Source organism: Frondihabitans sp. PAMC 28766, assembly GCF_001577365.1.
GTDB lineage: Bacteria > Actinomycetota > Actinomycetes > Actinomycetales > Microbacteriaceae > Frondihabitans.
The window spans coordinates 766,209-790,407 of record NZ_CP014513.1 but is presented as its reverse complement, the minus strand read 5'-3'; the positions used below and the strand labels follow the sequence as shown (position 1 = coordinate 790,407).

Here is a 24,199-nt window from a genome sequence, read left to right as displayed (position 1 = left end):
TTGAGGGCCGAAACGCGGCCGACAGGAGCCACCAAGCCAATGTCAGATCCCATCGAACTCATCCTCATCATCGCCCTGATCGCCTACGTCCTCATTCGACGTATGGCTGGGCAGCCGGCCCAGGGCAAAAAGTTGCTCATCTTGCCCGCCATCATCATGGTTATCGGCTTCACCAGCCTTTCCCACACCTGGACACCTACCGCTGTCGCCTTCCTCGTCGGTACAACCGCCATCAGCTTCGTCATTGGCATCCTCCGCGGAGTCTCGATCAGATTGTTCGAGAAGGACGGAATCGTTTGGATGCGCTACACCGGTGTCACCGTCGCGCTCTGGGTCACTAACATCGCCATCAAGATCGCCGCCGCCCTCACGATCGCTGCCATCGACCCGGTCGCTGCTCACGAAGAGTCCTCCGGTTTGCTGATCAGCCTCGGTATGGGTGTTCTCATGGAGGGTGTTGTCGTCGCCTATAAGGCCGTCAATGGTGACAGCCGAGTCGTCTGGGCCAAGGGCAAGGACGGCGAGGCCGACCGCCACTCCGACTTCCTGGACAACCTGCAGCGCAACCGCGCCAACAACAACGGCAGCACCGCTTCATCCATTCTCGATAGCATTCGCAACCACCGCGACTGACTCCGCCATCTCACCGATCTGAGACCGATGAACGATCAGAGCCCTACCCCACCCGACGGCGCCAGCCGCCGGGCGGTGGCGTATACGGACCGTCTATTCCGACCGTTCCTCGTTGTGTGCGTCGTCCTAGTTGTGGGAGTGCAGTTGATCCTGAGCCCCGACGGTGATGCTGCCTTCGTCAGCTGGCTGCTCTTCGTGCCAACCGCGCTGTTGGCAATCTGGACTATCACTCGCTACGTCGAAGCGGTTCCTGTCTGGCTTCAGACCACCCTCTTTTGTCTGTACTCGATACTCGCATCCGCACTCTTCCCCATCCCTGCGGACACCTTCTCTGCTGCCTTCGTGTTCATGGCGGCTGCCTCAGCGGGCCAGCTCCTTAGCTCCTATCGCCTTGCCGTCCTCGTCGCGGTCGTCGATGGAGTCGCGTGCGCTGTGGCCAACTACATCTCTGACTTCGCAGATCCGACTCCATGGCCGTGGTGGCTAGGGCTACTCGTCGGCCTGCCGGTGTACATCGGCATCACTCGCCGGCAGCGAAACGATGCCCTGAAGGTAGCCGAGCTGGCAGCTTTCGAGATGGAACGAGCGGCGGCATCGGAAGCGCGCGAGGCAGCTCTGCTGGAACGAGGCCGAATTGCTCGCGAAATCCATGACGTACTTGGTCACTCCCTTTCCGCGATTGCCATCCAGCTCGACATGGCCCAGGTGCTCCAAGCCCACGATCGCACAGATGATGCCGACGCTGCCATCCATCGAGCCCGCGACCTCGCTCGTACCGGCATCGGGGAAACGAGACGCGCGGTTCACGCCCTGAATGAAGACCAGCTCCCCGTTTCCGACACCCTCCAGGCAGTAACCGATGATTACGCGGCGACGTTCATGTTGATAGGTCAACCAACGACGATGGCCGTAGAAAAGTCGCAAACCATCATTCGGGCTACCCAAGAGAGCCTCACAAACGCGCACCGCCATGCTCCGGGTTCCGTCGCAACCGTCACCCTCGACTTTTCAACGGCGGGATCTTGCCGACTCGAGGTCGAAAACGGTGCGCCAGCCTTCGCTCCGCGCCGTGCAGACATTGAGCTGGAAGGATCCAGCATGGGCCTGGCCAGTATGGAGAAGCGTGTCAGGGATATCGGCGGCGAGTGCCAATTCCGCACTACGCCTGAAGGCGGCTGGATCGTGCGTCTCGCGATCCCCACTTGACACGTGGGTGGAGTGGATGTCTCCACCCGCGAAGTTAGCTCCACCCGAGAATACGGTTGCAACCCGATGCTGCCAACCCTCACCATTCGTATCGTCGAATCAGGGCCGAAACGCGGCTATCAGGAGGCATCAACGTGTCAACGACCTTCCCGGGGGTCATCGCCCGGAATAGCGACCAACATAAGGCCAAGCCGACCGTTACCGACATCGTCCGGCCAATCGGCGTTGTCTCGTACATCGCAATCATCTCCGGCTCGCTCGTCAGTATGCACGCCTCTGGACTCGTTTGGGGCCTGTTCACCGCGGTCGCGCTGCTGTCGCTTGCAAGCCTTGCCCCACTTCGCCACCTGTCCGAATCCGTCCGCCTCACGGGCTTCCTCGTATGGGCCGTGCTTGCGGCCGGCTTGTTCTCAATCAACGGCGGCACGTATACCGAAGGCTTTGTATTCCTAGCCGCCGCCGGCGCTGGTCAGCTGCTCAAATCAAGCCGTGACGCCGGCATTGTCGCTCTCACGGCAGCGGTCACGAACGCTGTCGGGATCATCGTCATTCACGGCGGTGAGTTCCGCGGCTGGCCCTGGTGGCTCGGACTCGGAGCCGGAGGAGGAATCTATATCGGTCTTGCCCGACGCCTTTCCGTTGAGAAGCGCAACGACACGGTCGCCTTGCGACTCGAGACGAAGCGAGCAGATGACGCCGAGGGCGCCGAGGCCGCCGTTCTCGAACGAAATGCTGTCGCCTGCGACATCAACGATGCACTGAGCGAATCGCTTTCGTCCGCTTCAATCCAACTCGATCTGGTCGATGCACTGCAGCCCGCTACCATCACGGACGCAGCCGGCTCTCGCTCCGAGACAGCGCTTCGTCACGCTCGCGCCCTCACCCGCACCGGCATCGCCGAAAGCCGACGCGCTGTCGACGCTCTTAAGACGCAGCCTCGTCCGGTGGCAATAAGTATCGAATCTCTCGCCCGAGCTCACGGGGCCCCGTTCACTCTTGTTGGCTCACCCGCTGAACTGCCGGTTACTATCACACAGACCCTGCTCCGAGCAGTCGCCGAGGGCCTCACTGACGCGCATTTGTTTGCCCCAGGAGCGTCCGTAAGGATTGCGCTCGACCTCACCGAGCCCACCTGGGTGGACCTCCGCATCGTAATTGGGCCCGTGATCTCGCACGGAGCCGGTCGCACGGAAGCAATGGTCGACAGCCGAACCGGCAGTACGATCGGTCTTCAAGGCGTGAAGGAGCGGGCTCACCTGCTCGGCGGCTCAGTGGATTTCGGGCCTACGCTCGACGACGTGGCCAATCCCGGTTGGACGGTGCACGTCCGTCTTCCACGGTGACCGTCACCTGCCTTCGGACCTGAATAGCGTCGATCCCGTTCCCGAAAGCTGAGCCAATAACTTCGACGCACACTTGTCGTCCTCACAGGGCCCGCCTCGTTGTTCCAGGTTGAGCTTTGGCTGCAATGCACGGCGCTGCCTCGGGCAGTACTCACCGTCGAGAAACTACCGCTCTTTTCTGCCCGTATTAGCACCCTGTGCAGAGCGGCATCGGCTCCGTGTCCGCGACGTGGGGCACGGCAAAAGGCCCACGGACTCCTCCCGAACCTGCTGTTCATCCAGGACAAAAGTTGCCGGTATGGGCCTGCTCAGAAAGGGCCACCGGGCCATGGATCCTGGCGGTCAAGGTGAGGGCCGATCCTCTGAGGCTGGCGGTGGTGGGCGTTCGCTGCTGTCCAGTTCGGTCGATCACCTCTCGCCGGGGCGTTGCGCGGAACCTACCCCGCACCACCCCATGGGAGGAAACGCGGTCAAAAGCTAATGCACCAGTCGAGGATGATCTGCGCGACGTCGTCCAGGTGAGACTCGAGAAGGAAGTGGCCTCCGTCGAGCAGTTCCACACGAGCAGAAGTGACGTCGCGTTGGAACGCGCGAGCGCCCGCTGGCCCGAAAATCTCGTCGTTGTTCCCCCAGACCACAAGTAGGGGGACCTGGGATCTGCGCAACCATTCCTGCACGCGGGGGTAGAGCTCTCTATTCGTGTGGTAGTCGCCAAAGAGAGCGAGTTGCGCCCGGTCGACACCGGGTCGGTGCAACAGGGCGATGTCGTGCTCCCAAGCATCGGGATCGACCCTCGCGACGTCCGGCACGCCGTGCTTGTACTGCCATTCAACCGCCTCCCTTTCGAGAGCGGGCCGGAGCGCCAACTCGTTCTCGGGGCTCGGGTTCGCGCCGTACGCCCAGATCGGTGCCCAGAAGTCCTCGACGAAACCGTCTTCATAGGCGTTGCCGCTCTGTGAGATGACGCCGACGACTGCGTCCGGGTTCTCCAGTGCGAGCCGCCAGCCGATCGGCGCGCCATAGTCCTGGGTGTAGATGGTGTACTTCTCGACGCCGACCGCGTCGAGGAACCTAAGGGTCACGTCGGTGAGTGCCGCGAAGGTGTACTCGAATTCATCGACTGATGGCGCCGACGACCGGCCGAACCCGATGTGGTCGGGTGCGATCACCCGGTAGCGTTCGGCGAGTGCAGGGATCAGGTGCCGGAACATGTGGGAACTCGTCGGGTAGCCGTGGAGGAGGAGAAGTACAGGCGCGTCGCCTGGCCCAGCCTCTCGGTAGAACACCTCCAGGCCGTCGACCGAGACGGTGCGGTGATGGACGACACTCATTGCTAACTCCTTAAAGTTGCTTTACTGGTTAGGATGACCGTAGCACGCGTACGAGTCGCCAAGGGTGTGCCCGAAGAGCAAGGAACCGAATGGTCCACGACGAAGACTTATTACTGGCCGTGTTGAACAGCGCCCCGGTAGTCGATGGAACTCCGATGGAGAAGCTGGCAGGGCACGACGGCGCCGCACTGGTCGTCGGCTTCGGCGGCACAGGATCACCGTCGGAGTTGGAATGTCTTCGAGCGGCGCGCGTCGGATTACACGCCCTCGTCCGAGACTCCTCCGCCGACGGCGGCAGCCTGGAGGGGCTGTTGAGTAAAACCGCACTCCGGCCCAGGGTCGCCGACGGAAGGCTGACCTGGGACATTCAGGCTCCTGATGAGCTACTCCTCGCCGCCCGCGCCGTGATGGCATGGTCGCGCGTCACCGAAGAACTTCCAGGCCGGCTACGCGCCTGTGCCAATCCCGACTGCAATCTTTTCCTTCTTGACCGGAGCCGCCCCGGGACGGCGAAGTGGTGTTCTATGGCGACGTGCGGCAACCGAATGAAGGTGCGGGCCTTCGCCGATCGTCAACGCACCAGCTGAGATCCGCTCTGAACTCGCAACAGACAGAGGAGTCGTCGGCTCAGTTCGCTTCTCGCTCATGGCGCCGGAGCGCCAGCTTCGCCCCGCGAATTATTGATTTGAAATCGGTGCGTTACTGTCTAAAGTAAACTGAACCTAAAAGTTCAGAAACGGAGAACCGCCGCACGTCCACCCGCCCACTGAGGCTTGCGTACTCACAAGGTTTACGGAAGGGATCGGGCGCTCGGTCGTCCCGCCACCCAGTAGGAGTGCCCATGCGTAGGTCGACAAGTTGCGCCCCGTCGTGCCCGTTCTCAGCCGCCGTCTCGTCCTGCGTCAGCCGACGTGCGAGTCCGGATACGCCTGCGTGTTCCATGACTGATCGCGCGCTGCCGTGGTTCTCGGGTAAGTCCTCTGGGAGCTTCACCGTGCGCGTGGATCCGTGGGGCCGCTCGCACCGAAGCCAGTTTGCCCGCAGGGCCGACGCCCCTGCCGTTCCGGGCGCGGTTGGCAAGGTCATTGCTGGCACGCCGACTTTAAAGGGTGACCAACGGGTGCGATTCGCCAGATCGTCGGGAACGAAGTGAGTCGACCTGCGCCAAGAAGATCCGTCTGGACGGCCATCATGGCTGTCTCGATCGCCGCCGTTGTCGGGGGGCTGTTCTCCGGGCTCATCGCTGGAGCCAATCTCGCTCACGAGGTACCGATGTGGCGTCTAACTACGGAATTGCAGGAGTCCGGACACGTTCACAGCGCGGTGGTCATTAAAGTTAAGCATTGGACTGTTGGCAATTTGGGGAACGAATACGCGTTCGCGCCGGTGGTGCGACTAACTGACGACCATGTGGACTACATCGTGGACCTTGACAAGTACCCCACGGCCAAGAAGGGCGCCTATCAGGTGAATCAGCGAATGAGCCTCTTGTTCGACCCAGAACGCCCGTCGCAGGCCGTACTCGCCAGCCATTTCGAAGCGGACGCTCTTGCCAGAAACGTGTGGCGTGATGTCATCGTTGAACTTCTGGCCACGTTGGTCATCGGCATCGGTCTGGCCGGATGGATTCGGACTGCGCGCAAACAAACCGAACGCGCATGACCTGGTGCCGCTAGGAGCGGTCGATTCGCGAGGGCTTCTGCAACTTTGCCAGCCTCGACGTGGGCGAACGTCGCAACCGGGTGTGACCGTCAACTGTCGGAGGGCGGCGCGGCGCAGTTAGCCGATCCTTCCTGACGGCACCCCCTCCAGCTCTTGGTCTCAGCCAAGACGGGCGGCTCTCGACCGGGCCACTCCCGTTGCCTGCCGTGAGCCCCGTAGAATGCGACGTCACACCGGGCCGGGGGGAGAATCGGGGGCGGGGTGATTTCGCAGCGCGTTCATGCCGACCAGGGCCGCGGCTACGCAGGCTGCCCCACCCACGGCGAGAGCAACTCTGGGAGTAGCTCCTCCGATGGACCCGATGATGATAGATCCGATGGGAGTCGACCCGATGAAGGCCGTGCTCCAGAGAGCCGTGACGCGACCTCGGAACTCGGGAGCGGAGGCGAGTTGGATCGTGCTGTTTCCCGTTGTGATGAACGTGATGCTGGCCATGCCGATCAGGAATAGGACCGGTACCGCGATGATGATCGTGGTCGTGAGCGACAGGGCGATCATGCCGGCGGCGTAGGCGGCGGCGGCCCGGATGAGTCTTGGTAACCCAGTACCCGGATAGCGGATGCAAAAGAACCCTCCCACGACGGAACCGAACCCGAATGAGCCGATCAGGAAGCTGTAGGTCTGGGACGTGCCATGGAGTGTGAGGTGCGCGAGGAGGGGCAGGCTGACCTCGAATTCGTAGGTGAATGTTCCGATGAGCGCCATCATCAGCAACGGACCGATGATCTCGGGAACGTTCCGTGCATATCGCAGCCCGGAGACGAGCTGGCCGCGCACCTTCTTGACCGTTTTGCCCGGATGGAGTTGCGAGACGGCCATCGTCAGGAGGGCGGCGATGACAACGGTGAAACTGGCGGCGTTGAGGAGGAAGCACCACCCGATGCCGACTGTCGCCACCAGGATTGCGGCAACGATTGGCCCTACCGCTCGTCCCACGTTCACGAACGTGCTGTTGAGGGTGACTGCGTTTCGAACTAGGGGCTGGCCGACTATTTCCGGGATGAAGGCCTGTCGGGCGGGATTGGCGAGGGCAGTGAGCGTGCCGAATCCAAGGGCCACCGCGAGGATCCACCAGAGCGTGACTGTGTGGGTGAGCACCAGGATGCCGAGCAGGAGGGAGAGGGCTGCCAGTCCGGTCTGCGTCACGATGAGAAGCCGGCGTTTGTCGTGCCGATCGACGACGACGCCGGCATATGGGGTCAGAAGAAGGACGGGGAGGTAGCGTGCCGCAGTCGCCAATCCAAGGAGGACTCCAGAGTCGGTGAGCTGAAGGACGAGGAGCGCTTGGGCGACGGTCTCGGTCCAAGTTCCGACGAGGCTGACGCTCTGGCCCAGTACGAATCGTCGGAAGTTGGGGACCTGGAAGGCCGGGAAATGACCGTCCCGGGCCCGGGTGGCGACTGTGGGGTCGGTCATGGCTGGCTCCCTCCCGGAGCGGTCGTTTTCGCCTCGGCGCGGAGCACAAGACCGAGTGCGGTTGTGACGATGAGCAGCGGAAGCAGACCCCCGAGCGCGGGCGCGAGCTCGATCACCAAGGCATTGGCGAATGCCCCCGCGCAGAGTAGAACGACGCTGAAGGTGCGGAGTACGCGACCGCCCCGGTGGTGGTCGATGACGTCTTCGACGACGGCGGTGATGGTTCCGGTGACGAAGGTGGTCGACATGCCCAGGCTTCCAAAGAGCTTCTTACCGAGGACCGTCTGAAAGGCCATGGCCACCGCCGAGAGTCCGATGAGAACGCACTCGAGACCGAATCCGGTCCTCCCGTGCTCTGTTACCCAGCCGAGGAACACGGTCAGCTGAAGCAATGTCGTGCCCGCGAGGACGTGAACGAGGTGGCTGGTGATCCGCGGCTTCGACCGCGCTGCGGAAGTCTTCCAGAATGCAGCGAAGAGACCGGCCACGAACAGGAGAACGCTTACTCCTGCACTCACCAGAGTGTGCATGAACATGGGGCGTTGCACGAGGCCGATCAGGATCAGGTTGCCCGTCATGTTCGCCGTGAAGATTCCGCCGAGCGAGAGGAAAGCGAAGGCATCGGTGGCACCGGCGCTCAAGGACAGGAGAAGGACGGCGCCGACCATTTTGCGGTCAGGGGCGGCGACGGCGACTACCTGCGCCGGTGGGACGGCGAGCGGTCTCGCCGCCTCGAGGGCATGATTTCGGCGCAGGGAGTCGGTCACAGTGACACTCAGGCGACGGGGTCGGTGGAGTTGACCTTGCTGACCAGCAGCGGGTCGACCGCGGTGAAGGGCAGATGCGGCAGCACTTCCTCCTCGACGTTGAACACCGACGCGAGGATCGGACGGGAAATGGCGCTGCCCGCGGCTCGGTATCCGATGTCGCCGGGGTAAGGCTGATCGAAGAAGATGAGGAAGTGGATTTCGTCGTCGCCGATCACTTCGATCTGGTGCGGGTATGCGCGAGGAACGAAGTACACGTCGCCCGGTTCGAGGAGGTAGGTGTCTGTCGACCCGTCAGGATCGAGGATGGTCATCCGCGCACGGCCCTTATGGACGTAGCCGAGTTCGGATGTCTGTGGGTGCCAGTGCGGTTCACGCATGCCGTCCTCCTCGACCTCGATGGAGTACATCGACAGGTTTTTCAGGGCTGGCCAGAACTGGTTTCGCGCCACCTGGGCGCTGGCGTATGGGTAGTCCAGGGGCGGAGTTTGCGCTCCAAGGTCGAACTTGTGGGGGTTCGGGTGTCCTGCCGTGTCAGGGATGGGTGCGTTGTCCGGTCGCTGCAGAATTCTTTCCGATGTCGTGTCACGGACCAGAGGTTCGAAGTCGGCGGCAGGCAGGCCGTAGGCGTTCCCCAGAACGGCGTCGGTCATGGCTCCGAAGGCTGCGTGCATCGAGAATTCAGCCGGGGCGGCGTTGTTGAACGCGATGACGAGTTCGCCGACGTCGCTGCCGGTGTTCTCGATGTGGTGGAGCATCCCGGAGTCGACGTGGAACATCTGGCCTTCGGCGATGGTGAAGCTGGAGTATGCGGATGCGTTGTCGAGGATGGTGACGAGCAGGGTCCCGCTTAGGCAATAGGCGATCTCGTCGGCATTGGTGTGCCAGTGCGGTTCCCGGAAGCTGCCGGGTTCAAGGACGAGGCGTTTGATCGACATTCCCTGGAGGATAGGGAAGCTGTCGGCGGTCACCGTGGTGATGCGTCCGAGCTCGTTGTCGTTAACGTTCTCGCCATTCACAAGCGAAGCCACGTGTCGTGACTTCTGAGCGGTTGCGATGGTCATGGTTTTATTCGATTCTCTCGAAGTGTTATTCGGTGAGGACATGCGTGTTCGGAGGCCGATTGGGTGACGCGTCGGTCGGCCGTGTCGAGGTTGCGGCTGTGCAGGAGACGAAAACGCGGGGCGCCTGTCTCGGTTCTCGCAGCGGATTCCGGCTATCTCTGTCGAAGAGCGCTGACGTGGAGGATTGCCGGCGCCCTGGAGGTTGACTCTCGGAAGGCGGGTTGAGCCCAAGAGAGTTGGCTATGGGTCTCGATCAGTGCGAGGTGGCTTTGATTGCCGAGGCGATGACTGCGGTGACGGCCGCGGGGTGGGAAATGAGCGTCAGGTGTGACCCGCCGTGAAACAGGGTGACTGTCGAGTGCGCACGCTTGGCCATGGCCTCTTCGGAGGTGGGGGTGATGATTTTGTCACCGGTAGAGATGAAGAACCACGACGGGATGGTCTTCCACGCCTCGTACTTGGAGGGGGTGTTGAACGCTGCGGTCGAGGCGCTGCGCTGAGTGGCCCAGAGCTGTTCCGCCTGGCCTTTGGGAAGGTCCGCTCCGAAGTAGTTCACGAAGATCGGCTCATTGAGGTAGATATCGTCCACTCCGGCGGGTGCTCCGGGCTCGGGTACGGACGTGAAGAGCGTCGAGGCGGGGTCTTTGCTGAGGATCGAGTCAGAGCCACTGAGCGACCCGTTCGTCTCGCCGGTAGCGGGCGCTGCCGCGTCGACGTAGACGAGCGCTTTGACTTCTTTGTCGCCGTAGGCCGCGTTCGTGATGACGGAACCGCCGTACGAATGGCCCACCAGGACGATGGGTCCCTTGATCGAGTCGAGGAAGTCCTTGACGTATTCCGAGTCGGTGGTGAGGTTCTCGACCGGGTTTGCGATGGCGCGCACGGGGTAGCCGGCGTCCTGCAGATAGGTGACCTCTCCGTCCCAGCTGGAGGTGTCTGCCCACGCACCATGGACGAGCACCACCGTCGGTTTACTGCTGCCTTTCGGGGTGGCCGCTTCGAGTTGCTTCACGACGCCAGGGGTCTTCGCGGCAACTGAGGCAGGTGCCGCGGTAGCACTGCCGGCGGCGGCGACGACCGTTCCGGCGAGAGCGAGGCCGAGTGCCGCCACGCTTGCTCCAACGATCGTGAAGATGGCGGGTCGCTTGGAGCCGCTAGTGGACGAGGGGTTCAAGATCTGCTTCATGACACCGAAGGTATGAGTCGTCTGAAGGCCAGTCATGAGCCGTCTGACGTATTCCGGGTGGACTTCTGGATGCCGGCTCGACGCTGGGTGGAGGTGTTCTTCTCCACCCGACGACCGACCTGGGTTAGAAGGAGTTGAAGGAGGACCACGAGAACTCCGGCCAGGACGGCACCAGCGAGCGTGAAGCTGACGCGTTGGATGTCCGTGTCGATCAGACGGCCGCCAGATGAGTTAAGGAGGACGATCGCGCCAGTGAGCGCGATGGAGTACAAGGCGTAGTTGGACTTCTTCAACTGCAGGATGACGGCGAAACCGAGACATGCGACGCCCAACAGGGTCACGACGAGGGAAATCGGCACAAAGAGACCGACAATTCCTGCTCCGATTCCGCCCGCCAAGGTGCCGACCGACCGGGACACGGCCCGGTGGCGCGTTTCCGCATAACCAGGCCGAGCAACCACGAGCACCGTGAGAAGGATCCACCCGGCCATCGTGCCTTGTGCCCACATCGTCGCCACGAAGGCCGCGCCTCCGAGCAGAACCGCAAGGCTTGTCCCGTAGGTCACGGCCGTCGCCCGGGGTTGTGCGATGAATTCGCCTTGAGGAGGATTCGGTAGGAAGGCCGTCGTGACGGCGAGAGTCCACGCGCCACCGATCGCGGTGGCTGCTGCCGCCAGGACGATGACGGCGGTCGACGAATCGAGCCAGCCGTGATCGAACACGGGTGTCGGCGGTGAGACGAGCAACACGGATGGCCATGAGGTCACTACGACCGCCACGGTATGCCAGCCGCGAAGGCTTGAGGCACCGACGCCGAGGCCGACAAAACCCATGACGACGCCTGCGACGATCGGTGTCGATCCGGCCGCGACAAGGATCGCGACAAGAACAGTGGTCGCCGCAGGCGCCACGATGGCGGCCCGACGTCCGTGCATCAGACCTATCAGGGCCGGGATCGTGCCGACGAAGAGCAGTTCCCCGAATCCGCCCCATGGCGTCACAGAGAGCACGAAGCCGGGCAGAACGAGGCCCGTCACGACGAGAGGGACGTTGTTCTCCGTTGCCCGGAAACGGGGACGCCCACCCTTTGGGGTTGAACCGTCGTCAGCCGAAGGATGGGTTGTCATCGAGGCAGTCTGACGTGGACGGCCCACCCGGGATTGGCCGCATCGTCCAGGGTCGGGCCGGCCTCAAGGGAGCCCCCGAGGAGGCGGGCGCGTTCTTGGACCATTTGGAGGCCGAGCGTGTTGACGGCGGGACCGTCGACTAGTCCGGTGACGCGTGCGTCGTGGCCCTCGATCGACGGGCCGTTGACGATTGCGACCTCCGCCCATGACGGATCGGTCAGATCAAGTGAGATTTGCACCCAGGCGGCTGGTGCGAACAAGGCCGCATCGGAAAGGCTCTCGGCGACAGCCCTAAGCAAAACCTGCTCAGTCGGCACCGGCAGTCCCGCCGGTTCACCAATGACGTCGAAAACGGCTCGATGAGCGCGGGCGATCGACTCGATGCTTGTGTGCGCGGGGAGCGATTGAGTCTTGAGAGCGTCCACCGCCCGGCGGGTCGCGACAACTCCCGCACGAGTCAGAGAGCGGGCGTTGCGGAGGGCGTTGGAAGCCCGCGAGTTCGCGGCGTCCGTCGACTGCAGGGCGTCAACGAGATCGAGTTGGATCGAAACCGACGACAGCGACTCGCTCAAGGTGTCGTTGATGTCGAGCGCCACAGCGTTGCGTTCTAGGACGGCAGCCCGAGCCGTCTCCGCCTCTTCGGCGCGTTTTCTCTCGGTCGCAAGAGCCGCCGTGTCGGAACGTTTCTCGACGGAGAGCCGCCGGGCGATACCGACGTAGATACCTGCGCCCGCCCCGAGGCCCAGCCACCACGGCCAGCCGATGTATTCACCGCCGTGGATCACGATGATGCCGACCGCATTCATGGCGGCTGCCGTGGCTGCGACGATTCCGGCGTCTCGGCTCGAGCTGAGTAGTTGGCCGGCTCCGGCTGCGGCCAGGAAAACGAAACCCTCAGCGTACGTCCCGCCGTTGATCGAGAAAAGGACGGCAGCGAGGACCGCCCACACGACGAATCCTGCCAGGCGGACCCCTTCAGGGACATGTCGGAGCGGAAGGATGCTCCCTAGAGACAAAAGGGCCACCGGGGTGAAGAACATCCAGACCAAGCTCGAGGCGTGGACAGTCGCGAGGGAACCCGCGATGATCGCTACGTATGACACCATGCCGATCGGTCGGACGATGTCGGTGACCGTCAGCTGGGCCCCTCGGTGGCCAATGCCCCGGGCTCTGGCGACGCGGAACGTCGTTGACATTTCGATTCCTCCTGCGGGCCGACTTTCGGCCTCCTCTGCAAGGTATGAGTTGAGCGCCCCCACAACATCGGCTGGCGAGAGTATCTCCAGGTGGAGCCTGACCATTTAGGTGGAGACAAAACTCAGCCCGCCTGGGAGGTGCTGATTCCTGTTAGCAGGGCTCCCAGTCACTACGCACATCGACCGCGCGATGGCGAAAGTCGACGCCAGAGACCCTGGATAACTCGTGGCCTTCGCTTTTCGTGGCGGCATCGCAGGTTGAGGCGATCAGCCGCAAACTTTCGGTATCTGCAACACGAACCTTGGAATCGCGTGCGGAGAGTCTCGAGACGGGCGCACAAAACTTACTGGCGATGGCGCATAAGTGCGTAACTTGCGCCGGTCGCGAGGCTCGCACGATGTTCATTTCCTCCAGGACGAGGTATTTTGAGCCCCTCCAATCGGACAAGATCATTTCCCCAAAGCGGGGATTTTGGGACTAAATAAAGTTGGCTCGACATTGTGAACGGCCCACGCAAAGTGTCGCTGGCCCACATAAAGTGTCGCCAGCTGCCCGGAGCGACACTTTATTTGGCAGAGCGACCTCAGACCAGTGGTATGGCTTCCAAAACTAAGTGTCGGTTTCCAAGCTTTCGTGTCGTGAGTTCAATGGCCCGCAGTGAAGTAAGCAAAGGACCGCTCGCCCAACAGGGCGAGCGGTCTCCGTTTTTCGCCTGAGCTACGCGCCCTGTGTGAGGAACGCCGGCGGGTTCGTCGTGACCGACGCGATGACGCCGCCGTCGACAAGGACGTCGATGCCGGTGATGAATGACGCCTCGGAGCCCAGCAGGAACGAGACGGTGTTGGCGATGTCGGCGGGCGTGCCGATCCGCTTTGTGCCGGAGCCTTCGATCATCGCCTTCATGTAGACGCCGGAGGGCCCGTCGAGCTCTTGCTGGCCCATCGGGGTGGAGATGATGCCGGGACTGACGGAGTTGACACGGCCGCCGCGCTGGCCCCAGGCGATGCTGGCGTACTTCACACGGAGCTGGTTCGCCCGCTTCGACAGGCCGTAGGCGGCGCCGGGGTCCGCGATGCCCTCCTTCACGAAGGGGAGGTCGAGCAGGTCGTCGGTGCCGGTGGTGGCAAGGGCGAACTCCTGCTCGGGAGTCAGGCCGGGGTAGGTCTGGCCGGCCATGCTGGCGATGACGACTCCTGCTCCGCCGTCGGCGATGACGGCGGCGAACTCCTCGAGGACGATGGCGACGCCCAGGAGGTCCACGTTCAGGATCGCGCCGATTGGAGCCTGTGTCGGCGAGAGGCCGGCGGTGTCGATGACCTCGACCACGGGTCCGGCAGCGGCAGCGGCTTCGGCGAGGGCCTTGACCGAGTCGCGCGATGAGACGTCGACCTTCTGCGTGGTCACCTCGAAGCCGTCGAGTTGCAGGGCGGCGGCTTTGCTCGCCAGCATCTCTTCGTTGAAGTCCGCGAGGAAAAGGTGCTTTCCGGCGCCCTGGCGGCGGGCGATCTGCTCGCCCATCCCGCCTGCTCCGATGATGACGACGACGTGCTTGGACATGGTGACTCCAATGTGCTGAAAATAAGACGAGACGGTCCGTCTCGTTAAGACGAGCATACGCCTCGACTAGCGTGGCTCCCATGAGTGAGCCGAGTCCGACCAGACCACGCAGCGAGCGGGCCCGCACGGCGATCCTGTCGGCGACTCGCGACCTCGTGTCGGAGGTCGGCTACGAGCAGATGAGCATCGAGGGCATCGCGGCTCGGGCCCATGTCGGCAAGCAGACGATCTACCGCTGGTGGAGTTCGAAGAGCGCCATTCTCGCCGAGTGCGTGCTCGAGGGGCTGATCCTGCCGTCGCAGGACATGCCCGAGGACACCGGCGACCTCCGGGAGGATCTGCTCGGCTGGTTCCGGCGGGCCCTGCAGGATCTCGGCGACCCGGCGAACGCCAGCCTGCTTCGGGGCCTCGTGTCGGCTGCCGCAGATGACCCGGATCTCGCTGCAGTGCTCTACGAACGCCTCACCGGGCCGCAGGAGGCGACCATGGCCGAACGCCTTCGTCGCGCCGAGGCGGGCGGCGAGATCGACTCCGCCCTCACGTCGACCGCCGTGATCGAGATGCTCTTCGGGACCATCGTGTACCGGATCCTCAGCCGCTTGGACGTGGGGCCGGAGCTGGCCGACGGCCTCATCGACACCCTGCTCAACGGTCTTCGCGGAGATCGACGAAGCTCCTGACGGCCTCCTACGCTCGCGACGCAAGTCGTTGCGCCCGAACGAGCGAGTCCGCGAACGACGCGTCGTCGAGTGTGACCAGCGGGATGTCGGGATGGCCGTCCCGAAACAGATCGGCCGTCGCGTGCCCGGGGGCCAGCTGGATCACACCGGTCGTGCCGAGTTCGGCGAGGAGGTCGGTGGCGTCGCGCCAGCGGACCATCCGCTCGACTCCCCCGGCGAGATCGTCGACGACCGCGTCGGCCGTGGCTGCCGATCGAGCCGTCATGGCCGACAGGTAGCGAACCTGCGGACGCCGGGCGGACGCCGAGCCGAGCTGCTGCCGTACGGCTTCCGCCACCGGCGCCATGAGCAGGCAGTGGGATGGGACGGCGACGTCCAGGCGCCGCAGCTCACGGACACCGAATCCGGGTGCAGCCGATGCGACGCGCTCGAACGCGGCATCGCTTCCCGCGAGGACGACCTGATCCTCCGCGTTCTCCATCGCGACGAACAGGTCGTCGCCAGCACGCGCCGCGGCGACGAGTCGGCGCACCTCGGCCAGTGGACTCCCGAGCACCGCCAGCAGTCCGAAGCCTCCGGGATACAGGTCGCGCATGCCTCGGGCTCGGATGCGCACAGCCGCCACGGCCTCGTCGAGGGTGAGGACCCCTGCCTCGACGGCTGCCGGGAAGGCGCCGATGGAGTGCCCGAGGACGGTGTCTGGCCTGACGTCGCGCTCGGCCAGAAAGCGCGTGCACGCGACGCCGACGGTGAAGAGGGCCAGCTGAGCGGCGACGGTGTCGGCAAGGGCTTCCGCCGTGTCGAGTTCCCGGGGATCCTGCCCCAGCGCTGCGCCGATCTCGTCGAGGGTGTCGGTCACCACCCGGTCGGTCGGCAGGGCGGCGATCATGCCGGCGTGCTGCGAGCCCTGGCCGGGGTAGAGGAAGGCGATCATCGGGCGTCATCCTGCCACGGGTCGCGGATGAGAACCGGGCCGGTCGGCGTCCGGAGCAGCACGGGCCCACCGGCCGGGTCGGCCCACTCGGCCAGCGCGACGGCGCCGCGCTCGGTTTCGAGCAGGCAGTCGGCCCGGCAGGGCAGCGTCTGGAGGAACCGCAGGATCACGCGTGCGTCCTCGCGAGCCAGGCGTCGGTCGGCGCGCAGGATCAGGTCGAGGTCGCTCGTCGCACGCACAGCCCGAAGCCGCGTGGTTCGAAACCCGCCGAACCCGTCGGGCCCCACGCGAGCCCCCCGAGCGTCTCCGAGCTCGCGGTCGCGAGGATCGACAGGGCCTCCGCCAGCACGGGATTGACCGAGCTTCCGAGGGTGCGGCCCGCGAGATCCTCCGGGGGCACGACCTCGACGACGTCCCGGAGCTTGACCTGGAGCGGCACGCGTTCCGAGCGGTTCGCGCCCCGGAGACCGAGTGCGGTCGCGTCGGGAGCGGTCGCGGGCGGCCGACGGACGACGCCCCAGACGGTGTCGCCGTCGCGCGTGACCCACGGCGGCACTCGGGCGTCGTCGTCGGCCCGGAAGCGGACCAAGTCGTGGACGCGGAGGATCCGCTCGTCGGTCACTCCCACTGCGCGGTCATCGCCTCCCAGACGCGTCGGGTGGCGGCGCGGTTGTCGCCCGACGTCTCGGCGACCAGCGCCCGCTCAGACCGGAGTCGCCGGCGCGGCGCGAGAGACCGCCGCCCGGAGCTGCTCGCTCACGGTCGCCACGTCGTCGGCGGTGGGGTGGTCGGCGTCGGCGACCTCCAGCAGGCCAGTGCAGAGCCCAAGGGTCGCCCAGTCGCGGACGTCGTAGGACAGCGGCGGGATCCTGGTTGCCAGTTCGTCGAGTTCGGCGACCGTCCGCCTGGTGATACGGGCCGCTGCGGGCTTGTGCATGGCGTGGATCTCGACGTCCGGGTCGTTCAGCGCGAGGATCTGATCGGCCTGCAGTCCGTGGGCGAGGAATCCGCCGGACAGAGCCGTCCCCACGACGAGAGCGACGACCGGGTGCCCGTGCGTGCGCGCCGTGGCGTAGGCGTCCGCGGCTGCCGCGAGGTGCAAATGGATCCCGACCATCTCTTCGAGACGTCCGTAGGCCTGGCTGGGGAGGTCGACGACGGCGATGATGGGGCGCTTCCGCTCGGGCTCCAGGTCGGCATCCTCGGTCACGATGGCGGTGACCCGTTCCGCGAGGGCCAGGCCTTCCAGGAGCCCGACCTCTCCGTGTCGGGCACGGCGGTAGGGGCTGGCGGCGTCGGGGACGACAGCCAGCAGGATCGCCGAAACCCCGTGCATCCCGATCGTCGCGTCGATGACGGTCGACTCGACCGCAGTCGGGGCTGTGTCGGCCAGGGCAGTCGTCCAGGCAGAGCCTCGGCCGGTCGATTCGACTGCAGAGGCGGACTCGGGCGATCGGGGACTCTCCTCCGTGCTCGCCGGGGCGACGGGCGTCGCGAACAGCGCCGGAAGCTCGGCCGGCGTCGGCGGCGAGCTGGGATCGAGAGAGGTCAGGTGTGCCCGGAGTCGGGCGAGGTCACGGGAGGCGGGTGCTGTGGGAGCCTCACCGGACATCGCCCCGCGAACCGCCTCGACGATCTCGTCGGTGTCGTCCTTGACGAGCACATCGGCCTGCCCGAGCGCGTGGCGCTGGACACCGCCGTCGATCGACCAGACGAGGGCGTGGTCCGCGGAGTCGAACTCGGAGATGCCTCCTTCAGACTCGATGACCTCGGGCCCGTTCAGCCCAACCGTGCTTCGCGGGTCATGATGACGGCCGAGCAGAGTCCTGCGACGATGCTCATCCCGCCGAAGCTGCCGAGACCACCGGCGATGACGGCGATGACGGGTTGAAGGGCGCGGAGCTCGAGCACGCCGGAGCAGGCTTCAGCGACCGCCGCCAGGCCAAGGTTCGCCTCTTGGAGTCGAACGCCTCCGGTCTCCAAGAGCAGGACGGCCGCGCGGTCGCTTGCCGGCACGGCTGTCTCGGGCTGCCAGCCCGAGGGCTGCGGCGATCTTCGCCCCGGACACCTCGCCGATGCCGCCGCCCTGGAAGCCCTGCTCGATGCCGATGACCACGGTGGCCTTGCCGGCCACGGTGCCCTTGACGACGACGACGTCCCGTCGTCCGCCTCGGGGACGACGCCCTGCTGCTCGAGCCAGGGCGACTCGAGGTGGTCGAACGGATCCAGGAGCTCCCGGCCTGATCCCTCATCGACAAGCGCGAACGCCCGTGACCGGGCATCGCGCTCGATGAAGCTGTCTCGACAGACGTACGCGCTCTCGGGCACCAGGGGCTCGACGTCGGTTTCCGTTGTCATGCTCAGATCTCCGGGGTCTGGTCGTCGGTGGACTGGTCGAGTGCCTGGAGGAGGCGGATGGACACCACGCCCGGTGTCGCCCCGAAATCGTTGATCTCGATGGAGCCGGTCAGGCCGTAGCGCGTGAAGAAACGCTCCAGGACGTTCCGCCAGACGTCGTCGAACCCGTCGACGCTGGTGCGGATCCGCACCGACGCCGAGTCGCCGTCGGACGGAACGACCAAGACCTCGAGGTCGGCCGAGGCGACGACGCCGACGTGGGCGCGCTGGGTTGCCGGCCGGTCGCCCGGGAATTCGAATTCAAACGTCTGCATGGGCGTGCTCCTCGAAAGGGACGGTCGTGGGGAGGGAGAGGCTTTCAACGAAGATCGCACCCGACAGCAGATCGGCGCTTCCTCCGGGGGAGAGACGTCGACGCTCGGCGCGGCCGACGAACCGGCTGAGAGCGCTGTCGAAGCGTCTGGCCCGCTGGACCGCGCGGGCTGACGCCTGCATCCAGCTGAGACCAGCCGCGCCGCCGCGGTGAAGGACGCAGGTGTCGTCGAGGGTCGCCACGAGTGCCAAGAGCGCTCCGAGCTGCGCGCGCTCCACGCTCTCACCCCAGGCCAAGCTCGATCGGACGGCGGGGAGGGCATGCAGGCGGATGTGGGGGAATCCCGCGGCCGCCTCGCCGACGGCTCCGGAGACGCCGTAGGTCCGGACGGCGGCCTGCCCATGGGAGGACGACGACGGTGCGGCGGCGGAGTCGGGGATGACGGCCAGCGCCCCCGCGATCCTGAAGATGTCGGCTTCCGCGTGTGCCGCGCCGGCGGCGGTCGCCAGCAGCCCGACGGTCCAGAGTGCCCCGCGGTGGGTGTTGACCCCGCCGGTGGCTCGCAGCATCGCCGCCTCGCCTGCGCGTCCGAGCACGCCCACCCTGTCGCGGAGACTTTGACCCACCGGCTCTTCGCCGCCCGCCCGCGCGAGGTCGAGGAAGGTGTCGAAGAGGGAGTCGGCGGAGTCGAGGAGCATGGCCAGGGTCATGTCGCAGTGGCTGCCCTGCCCGTTGCGGTCGACGAGGCCCGGCTTGGGGGTGAGCAGCGCCTCCTCGCGGAGGGCGCTGACGGCCAGCGCGGCGATGGTGTCTGGAGCGAGTGTCACGACGTCAGAAGTTCCGGAAGCGCGCCGGCGGGTCGTAGAGGCCGCCCGACCACGCCTCGAGGTCGCCGATGCTCTTGGCCGCCAGCAGCGTGCGGTCGGCGCGACGCACGTCGACGCCCAGGTCTTCCGGGAACGCGACGACGCCGTCTCGGCGCAGCCGCTCGGTCACCTCGGTGTCGTGTCGGAGTCCGATCGGCGTCGCACCTGCCACCGCCGCGATTGCCGCGCGGCGTTCGTCGAGGCTGTCGGCCTTATAGAGATACGCGACTCCCTCTTCGGTGACGATGTGGCTGACGTCGTCGCCGTAGACCATGATCGGAGGAAGGGCCATTCCGGCCTGGGCACCGACGTCGATGGCGTCGAGTCGGTCGACGAAGGTCGGGGTGCCCCCGGCCTTGAACGTCTCGACGAGCTGGACGACGAGCTTCTTGCCGCGGCGGCTGGCCCCTTCGCCCGAGGCGAGGTCGAGCCAGGCGGCGGTGCCGTGACGGCGGCCGTGCGGGTCGTGGCCCATGTTCGGCGCGCCCCCGAAGCCAGCGAGTCGGCCGGCGGTGACCGTCGATGAGTTCCCGTCGCCGTCGATCTGGAGCGAGGAGCCGATGAACATGTCGATGGCGTACTGCCCGGCGAGCTGGGCGAGAACCCGGTTCGAGCGGAGGCTGCCGTCGCGGCCGGTGAAGAACACGTCGGGTCTCGCGGCGACGTAGCGTTCCATGCCTGGTTCACCGCCGAAGCAGTGGACCGACTCGACCCAGCCGCTCTCGATAGCGGGAATCAGCGTCGGGTGCGGGTTGAGCACCCAGTTCTTCGCGATCCGCCCCCGCAGCCCAAGCTCTTCTCCGTAGGTGGGCAGGATCAGCTCGATGGCGGCCGTGTCGAAGCCGATGCCGTGGTTGAGCGAGACGACCTCGTGGCGCTCGTAGACTCCGCGGATCGCGAGCATGGCCTTCAGGATCTCGACGCGGCCGATCTTCGCAGGATCGCGGGTGAACAGGGGCTCGAGTTTGTACGGGCGGGGGCTCACGATGACGGCGTCGACCCAGTCGCCGGGGATGTCGACGCGCGGCAGGGTCTCGACGATCCGGTTGACCTGGACGATGACGATGCCGTCGTGGAACGCCGTCGCCTCGGCGATCGTCGGGGTGTCTTCCGTGTTCGGACCGGTGTAGAGATTGCCGTGCTCGTCCGCTGCCTCGGCGCAGAGCAGCGCGACATTCGGCGGCAGGTCGACGAACATCCGGGCGTACAGCTCGACGTAGGTGTGAATCGCGCCGATCGTGACGACCCGATCTTCGACGAGCTGCGCGAGGCGGAGGCTCTGGGGGCCCGCGAACGCGAGGTCGAGCCGCGAGGCGATCCCGCGCTCGAAGACGTCGAGGTGCGCGGACAGGCTCACGGACGAGATGAGCAGGTGCAGGTCGTGGAGCAGCGCCGGGTCGACCTCCGCCAGGGACTGCGCCAGGAAGTCGGCCTGCTTCTGGTTGTCTCCCTCCAGCGAGACGCGGTCGCGGGGCTGGATCAGCGTGGAGAGAACGGTGTCGATGCGGTCGGCGTCGACGATCTTGGTGGCTTCCGACAGGCCGAGCGCGTCGAGGCGTCGCTTCTTCTCGCGACGATGGGTCGTCCAGCGAGTTTCGGTGTCTGCCACGACAGCCACTCTCCGCCTCGGCCGCCCTTGCGTCCACCGGGCGACCCGTGTTTCATTCATGCATGCATGAATCTTCGGCCGCCTCGCTCGCCCCGACGCTGGCGCAGCTCGCCGCGCTCGCCCTCGACGCGAACATCACCCGCGCTGCGGAACGAACCGGTACCAGTCAGCCGACCCTGAGCCGGTCCCTGCGTTCGTGGGAGGACGACCTCGGGTCGCGATCGTCGCGCGGCGCGGCCGGAGCATCGAGCTGACGGAGGAGGGCCGGATCCTCGCGGCTGCCGCTGCGGAGTCCGTCGAGCGCATGGACCGGGCTCTCCAACGCATTCGCGGCACCCGGACGGCGAATTCCCTCGCCGTCGGGTTCCTGCGTTCGCTCGGCCCGACCGTGGCCGGCGAGTTGATCGCCTCGTTCCTCGACAAGAGCCCGGGCGTGCTGATCACGCATCGAGAAGGATCGGGCGTCGAGCTTCTCGACGCCCTGGACGAGGGCCGCGTCGACGTCGCGATCACGGCGCCGAAGGCCCCCGAGCGCTTCGGGTGGCTGCCGGTCGGCCGGCAAGCGTTCGTCCTGGTGGTGCCTCGGGGGCACGCACTGGCCGAGGTGGGGGCCGTCGACGTGTCCGACGTCAGCGGCGAGCCGTTTCTCGTGCTCGATCGGCGCTTCGACGCGCGTCAGCGCGCCGACGCCCTCTGCGCCGCGGCGGGCTTCTCACCCCGGGTCGTTCTGGAAGCCGACGATCTGACCACGGTCCGCGGCTATGTCGCGGCCGGGCTAGGAGTCGCGATCCTGCCCGCCGACGGAGCCCTGAGCCCGCGGACGGTCAGCGTGCCGCTGACCGATCCAGACGCGCACCGGAGCTTCGGGCTGACCTGGGACGGTGAACACGCGTCGTCGGCGGCTCGGGCGCTCATCGACTTCACGCGAGACCTGACCAAGAGGTATCCGGGCTGGGCGGACGTGACCGGCTGATCGATCAGGCGGTGAGCGTGCGCTCCAGTTCGGTTGCGATGGCCGTCATGCCCGCCTCGTTGGGGTGGAACGACCCTGCAGTCGCCGCCATGTCCTGGTGGAACGACTGGACCCAGGGCTCGGCCGATCCGAGCGCGTGACCCTCGCTGAGCGCGGAGGCGAGGATGAGATCGGCACCGGTCCGTGCCGCCGCATCGCGGAAGACCGTGCCGATCGCCGTCTGGATGACCAGGAACTGCTCGAGCTCGTCCTGGTCGAACGGCGTGTGGTCGAGGGAGTCCGCATCGAGGACGGTCAGGTAGTCGACGAGCAGGATCCGAGCGTTGGGCGCCTTTTCGCGGGCCTTCTCGACGACCCGGACGAGTCCGGCGGTCGCCGCCTCGACGGCCTCGTCGGTCGGCGCGGGAATGCCGCCTTCGAACATCGCCCCGAGCATCGGGACCATCGGCGACTCCGGCTCCAGGCGTCGCCACGCGACGTAGAGCATGGCGCCGGCGAACTGGAGGTCGTTGCCCCCGGCGGTCACCGTGATGGCGTCGGCATTCGCCGGTAGTCCGTCGACCTGCGGCGGGTAGGAGGAACCGGTCGGGCTCTGCTGAGGAGTGTCGATGACGTTCGCCGTCGTCGCCCCCGAGACGGTGAGGTCGACGAGCTCGGCTGAAAGTCGGTCGGCGAGCTGGTGCGCGTAGTTCCTGGCGGAGCGCATGGCGGCTGCGTCGGCCACGGGTTCGATACCGGGGCCGGCGGCGAAGGAGCTTCCGAGGGCCGCGATGACTTTGACGGGGCCGTTCTCTGAGGTGGACACGACGCCATGGTGCCACCGGACTCTGGTTCCTGCTGAAACTGTCATGCGAAAGTGAATCACTCAGTCACGGGTCTGAGGGGTGGCGAAGAAATGCATGTGATCGAGAGCTGCAGGGGTATCGTGATCAGACGAGACGCATCGTCTCGCTCCAGTGAGAATGACGAGGATGTCAGACAATGACCGATGACACGACCGCCCACGTTCCGACATCCGTCAGCGCCCAGGCGCAGCAGTGGCTCCAGATCCCCAAGCAGACGCAGACCTATCCGCCCACCGAGGACACCGACGCGTGGCTCTCGATGATCGAGCAGACCGACAAAGCCGTCGTTCAGCAGTTCCTGAGCGTCGAACTCCCCGTGACAACGGACGACGTCACCGTCGACGGCGTGCCCGTCTTCGTCGTCCGCGGCCCGGGCGTCGCCGACGACGATCGCCGCATCTACATCGACTTCCACGGCGGTGGCCTCATCACCGGCGGCGGCCAAGTCGCCCGGACCATGACCGGGATGGCCGCCCTGTCGGGTGGCCTGACCACCTGGGGCGTCGACTACCGGATGCCTCCGCTGCACCCCTACCCGGCTGGCCTCGACGACGCCATGACGGTCTACCGCCACGCGCTCGAAGACCACGATCCCGCCGACGTATTCGTCGGTGGCGGGTCTGCCGGCGGCAACATCGCCGCAGCACTCATGCTCCGCGCGCACGACGAGGGGCTGCCGATGCCGGCGGCGTTGGTGCTCAATACGCCGGAGGTCGATCTGACGGAATCGGGCGACTCGTTCCACACCAACGCTCATTTCGACAACATCCTCGGTTCCCTCAAGGAGGTCAACGAGTTGTACGCGGCAGGACACGCACTCGACGAGCCCTACCTGTCGCCGCTCTTCGGCGACGTGAGCCACTTCCCTCCGACGTTCCTCAAGACTGGAACGCGCGACCTCTTCCTGTCGAACACCGTCCGTATGCACCGGAAGCTCCGGAATGCCGGAGTCGAAGCCGTCCTGCATGTCGGCGAGGCGATGCCCCACGGTGGCTTCGCGGGTGCTCCTGAGGATTACGAACTGGATGCCGAGCTGCAGCTCTTCCTGGAGCAGCACAGCCGCCGCTGAGGC

The 24,199-nt window shown here is 65.6% G+C and carries 26 protein-coding genes; 9 read left to right on the top strand and 17 right to left on the bottom strand.

Going from position 1 to position 24,199, the window contains the following annotated elements; all coding sequences use genetic code 11:
- Positions 1-39 precede the first annotated feature (39 nt).
- The 3 genes from AX769_RS03875 to AX769_RS03865 all read left to right on the top strand — a co-directional run bounded on the left by AX769_RS03875 (position 40) and on the right by AX769_RS03865 (position 3,182).
- Positions 40-633 carry a DUF1453 family protein gene (locus AX769_RS03875; protein ID WP_066276184.1) on the top strand — a complete coding sequence of 198 codons (594 nt, stop codon included), beginning with the start codon at positions 40-42 and terminating at the stop codon, positions 631-633.
- Positions 634-771: 138 nt separating this feature from the next.
- Positions 772-1,839: a sensor histidine kinase gene (locus AX769_RS03870; RefSeq protein WP_157887433.1), complete on the top strand. Its 1,068-nt coding sequence runs from the start codon at positions 772-774 to the stop codon at positions 1,837-1,839.
- Between the two features lie 134 nt (positions 1,840-1,973).
- Positions 1,974-3,182 (top strand): sensor histidine kinase, encoded by a 1,209-nt coding sequence (locus tag AX769_RS03865; RefSeq protein WP_066276179.1) that lies wholly within the window; start codon positions 1,974-1,976, stop codon positions 3,180-3,182.
- A gap of 470 nt (positions 3,183-3,652) precedes the next feature.
- Here AX769_RS03865 and AX769_RS03860 read toward each other — a convergent pair whose 3' ends face one another.
- Complete coding sequence (locus AX769_RS03860) at positions 3,653-4,513, bottom strand: alpha/beta fold hydrolase (protein ID WP_066276176.1); 861 nt, start codon at positions 4,511-4,513, stop codon at positions 3,653-3,655.
- 89 nt (positions 4,514-4,602) lie between these two features.
- Here AX769_RS03860 and AX769_RS03855 point away from each other — a divergent pair, with 89 nt between their 5' ends.
- The gene (locus AX769_RS03855; RefSeq protein WP_066276173.1) at positions 4,603-5,100 is read left to right on the top strand and encodes a CGNR zinc finger domain-containing protein; all 498 of its coding nucleotides are present in this window, start codon (positions 4,603-4,605) and stop codon (positions 5,098-5,100) included.
- Positions 5,101-5,704: 604 nt separating this feature from the next.
- Entirely contained in the window at positions 5,705-6,175 is a 471-nt protein-coding gene (locus AX769_RS03850) for a hypothetical protein (RefSeq protein ID WP_066276171.1), read from the top strand.
- A gap of 228 nt (positions 6,176-6,403) precedes the next feature.
- Here AX769_RS03850 and AX769_RS03845 read toward each other — a convergent pair whose 3' ends face one another.
- From AX769_RS03845 to AX769_RS03815, 7 genes are all read right to left on the bottom strand, one after another.
- Positions 6,404-7,651, bottom strand: a complete 1,248-nt coding sequence (locus tag AX769_RS03845) for an MFS transporter (RefSeq protein WP_066276169.1) — start codon at positions 7,649-7,651, stop codon at positions 6,404-6,406.
- Positions 7,648-8,418, bottom strand: coding sequence for a YoaK family protein (locus AX769_RS03840; protein WP_157887432.1), 771 nt, complete (start codon positions 8,416-8,418; stop codon positions 7,648-7,650). Before AX769_RS03840 ends, AX769_RS03845 begins: the two co-directional genes overlap by 4 nt.
- A gap of 8 nt (positions 8,419-8,426) precedes the next feature.
- Positions 8,427-9,482 carry a cupin domain-containing protein gene (locus AX769_RS03835; RefSeq protein WP_066276163.1) on the bottom strand — a complete coding sequence of 352 codons (1,056 nt, stop codon included), beginning with the start codon at positions 9,480-9,482 and terminating at the stop codon, positions 8,427-8,429.
- Between the two features lie 253 nt (positions 9,483-9,735).
- A complete protein-coding gene (locus tag AX769_RS03830) occupies positions 9,736-10,668 on the bottom strand; it encodes an alpha/beta fold hydrolase (protein ID WP_082763470.1) in 933 nt (310 codons plus the stop codon).
- 32 nt (positions 10,669-10,700) lie between these two features.
- Positions 10,701-11,579, bottom strand: coding sequence for an FUSC family protein (locus AX769_RS03825; protein ID WP_157887431.1), 879 nt, complete (start codon positions 11,577-11,579; stop codon positions 10,701-10,703).
- Between the two features lie 212 nt (positions 11,580-11,791).
- The gene (locus AX769_RS03820) at positions 11,792-12,991 is read right to left on the bottom strand and encodes a sensor histidine kinase (RefSeq protein WP_066276159.1); all 1,200 of its coding nucleotides are present in this window, start codon (positions 12,989-12,991) and stop codon (positions 11,792-11,794) included.
- 718 nt (positions 12,992-13,709) lie between these two features.
- Positions 13,710-14,549 carry an SDR family oxidoreductase gene (locus AX769_RS03815; protein WP_066276154.1) on the bottom strand — a complete coding sequence of 280 codons (840 nt, stop codon included), beginning with the start codon at positions 14,547-14,549 and terminating at the stop codon, positions 13,710-13,712.
- A gap of 80 nt (positions 14,550-14,629) precedes the next feature.
- On the opposite strand from AX769_RS03815, the gene AX769_RS03810 reads away from it, so the two are divergent.
- A complete protein-coding gene (locus AX769_RS03810; RefSeq protein ID WP_066276152.1) occupies positions 14,630-15,229 on the top strand; it encodes a TetR/AcrR family transcriptional regulator in 600 nt (199 codons plus the stop codon).
- A gap of 7 nt (positions 15,230-15,236) precedes the next feature.
- On the opposite strand, the gene AX769_RS03805 is transcribed toward AX769_RS03810, so the two are convergent.
- From AX769_RS03805 to mdcA, 8 genes are all read right to left on the bottom strand, one after another.
- Positions 15,237-16,163 carry an ACP S-malonyltransferase gene (locus tag AX769_RS03805; RefSeq protein ID WP_066276149.1) on the bottom strand — a complete coding sequence of 309 codons (927 nt, stop codon included), beginning with the start codon at positions 16,161-16,163 and terminating at the stop codon, positions 15,237-15,239.
- Entirely contained in the window at positions 16,160-16,402 is a 243-nt protein-coding gene (locus AX769_RS25925; protein WP_066276147.1) for a phosphoribosyl-dephospho-CoA transferase MdcG domain-containing protein, read from the bottom strand. Before AX769_RS25925 ends, AX769_RS03805 begins: the two co-directional genes overlap by 4 nt.
- Positions 16,375-16,791, bottom strand: coding sequence for a phosphoribosyl-dephospho-CoA transferase MdcG domain-containing protein (locus AX769_RS25920; protein WP_157887430.1), 417 nt, complete (start codon positions 16,789-16,791; stop codon positions 16,375-16,377). Before AX769_RS25920 ends, AX769_RS25925 begins: the two co-directional genes overlap by 28 nt.
- Positions 16,792-16,866: 75 nt before the next feature.
- A complete protein-coding gene (mdcE, locus tag AX769_RS24615; protein ID WP_204249314.1) occupies positions 16,867-17,826 on the bottom strand; it encodes a biotin-independent malonate decarboxylase subunit gamma in 960 nt (319 codons plus the stop codon).
- Positions 17,827-17,942: 116 nt separating this feature from the next.
- Positions 17,943-18,521, bottom strand: a complete 579-nt coding sequence (locus tag AX769_RS24610; RefSeq protein ID WP_204249313.1) for a hypothetical protein — start codon at positions 18,519-18,521, stop codon at positions 17,943-17,945.
- A 2-nt stretch (positions 18,522-18,523) separates the two neighbouring features.
- Positions 18,524-18,835 carry a malonate decarboxylase subunit delta gene (locus tag AX769_RS03780; protein WP_066276139.1) on the bottom strand — a complete coding sequence of 104 codons (312 nt, stop codon included), beginning with the start codon at positions 18,833-18,835 and terminating at the stop codon, positions 18,524-18,526.
- Positions 18,822-19,661, bottom strand: coding sequence for a triphosphoribosyl-dephospho-CoA synthase (locus tag AX769_RS03775; RefSeq protein ID WP_066276133.1), 840 nt, complete (start codon positions 19,659-19,661; stop codon positions 18,822-18,824). Before AX769_RS03775 ends, AX769_RS03780 begins: the two co-directional genes overlap by 14 nt.
- Before the next feature lie 4 nt (positions 19,662-19,665).
- A complete protein-coding gene (mdcA, locus tag AX769_RS03770; protein WP_239451932.1) occupies positions 19,666-21,309 on the bottom strand; it encodes a malonate decarboxylase subunit alpha in 1,644 nt (547 codons plus the stop codon).
- A gap of 62 nt (positions 21,310-21,371) precedes the next feature.
- Here mdcA and AX769_RS03765 point away from each other — a divergent pair, with 62 nt between their 5' ends.
- Both AX769_RS03765 and AX769_RS03760 read left to right on the top strand, forming a co-directional pair.
- Positions 21,372-21,563: a LysR family transcriptional regulator gene (locus AX769_RS03765; protein ID WP_066276129.1), complete on the top strand. Its 192-nt coding sequence runs from the start codon at positions 21,372-21,374 to the stop codon at positions 21,561-21,563.
- Entirely contained in the window at positions 21,506-22,282 is a 777-nt protein-coding gene (locus AX769_RS03760; protein WP_162269005.1) for a LysR substrate-binding domain-containing protein, read from the top strand. Before AX769_RS03765 ends, AX769_RS03760 begins: the two co-directional genes overlap by 58 nt.
- A 4-nt stretch (positions 22,283-22,286) precedes the next feature.
- Here AX769_RS03760 and AX769_RS03755 read toward each other — a convergent pair whose 3' ends face one another.
- Entirely contained in the window at positions 22,287-23,087 is an 801-nt protein-coding gene (locus tag AX769_RS03755; protein WP_066276126.1) for an SGNH/GDSL hydrolase family protein, read from the bottom strand.
- A gap of 176 nt (positions 23,088-23,263) precedes the next feature.
- Here AX769_RS03755 and AX769_RS03750 point away from each other — a divergent pair, with 176 nt between their 5' ends.
- Positions 23,264-24,196, top strand: a complete 933-nt coding sequence (locus AX769_RS03750; RefSeq protein WP_066276123.1) for an alpha/beta hydrolase — start codon at positions 23,264-23,266, stop codon at positions 24,194-24,196.
- Positions 24,197-24,199 lie beyond the last annotated feature (3 nt).

Bases quoted from the DNA above. Each gene is read 5' to 3' on its own strand.
- AX769_RS03875 (WP_066276184.1), top strand. From the start codon at position 40: ATGTCAGATCCCATCGAACTCATCCTCATCATCGCCCTGATCGCCTAC.
- AX769_RS03860 (WP_066276176.1), bottom strand. From the start codon at position 4,513: ATGAGTGTCGTCCATCACCGCACCGTCTCGGTCGACGGCCTGGAGGTG.
- AX769_RS03855 (WP_066276173.1), top strand. From the start codon at position 4,603: ATGGTCCACGACGAAGACTTATTACTGGCCGTGTTGAACAGCGCCCCG.
- AX769_RS03850 (WP_066276171.1), top strand. From the start codon at position 5,705: ATGGCTGTCTCGATCGCCGCCGTTGTCGGGGGGCTGTTCTCCGGGCTC.
- AX769_RS03845 (WP_066276169.1), bottom strand. From the start codon at position 7,651: ATGACCGACCCCACAGTCGCCACCCGGGCCCGGGACGGTCATTTCCCG.
- AX769_RS03835 (WP_066276163.1), bottom strand. From the start codon at position 9,482: ATGACCATCGCAACCGCTCAGAAGTCACGACACGTGGCTTCGCTTGTG.
- AX769_RS03830 (WP_082763470.1), bottom strand. From the start codon at position 10,668: ATGAAGCAGATCTTGAACCCCTCGTCCACTAGCGGCTCCAAGCGACCC.
- AX769_RS03820 (WP_066276159.1), bottom strand. From the start codon at position 12,991: ATGTCAACGACGTTCCGCGTCGCCAGAGCCCGGGGCATTGGCCACCGA.
- AX769_RS03815 (WP_066276154.1), bottom strand. From the start codon at position 14,549: ATGTCCAAGCACGTCGTCGTCATCATCGGAGCAGGCGGGATGGGCGAG.
- AX769_RS03810 (WP_066276152.1), top strand. From the start codon at position 14,630: ATGAGTGAGCCGAGTCCGACCAGACCACGCAGCGAGCGGGCCCGCACG.
- AX769_RS03805 (WP_066276149.1), bottom strand. From the start codon at position 16,163: ATGATCGCCTTCCTCTACCCCGGCCAGGGCTCGCAGCACGCCGGCATG.
- AX769_RS24610 (WP_204249313.1), bottom strand. From the start codon at position 18,521: ATGACAACGGAAACCGACGTCGAGCCCCTGGTGCCCGAGAGCGCGTAC.
- AX769_RS03780 (WP_066276139.1), bottom strand. From the start codon at position 18,835: ATGCAGACGTTTGAATTCGAATTCCCGGGCGACCGGCCGGCAACCCAG.
- AX769_RS03765 (WP_066276129.1), top strand. From the start codon at position 21,372: ATGCATGAATCTTCGGCCGCCTCGCTCGCCCCGACGCTGGCGCAGCTC.
- AX769_RS03750 (WP_066276123.1), top strand. From the start codon at position 23,264: ATGACCGATGACACGACCGCCCACGTTCCGACATCCGTCAGCGCCCAG.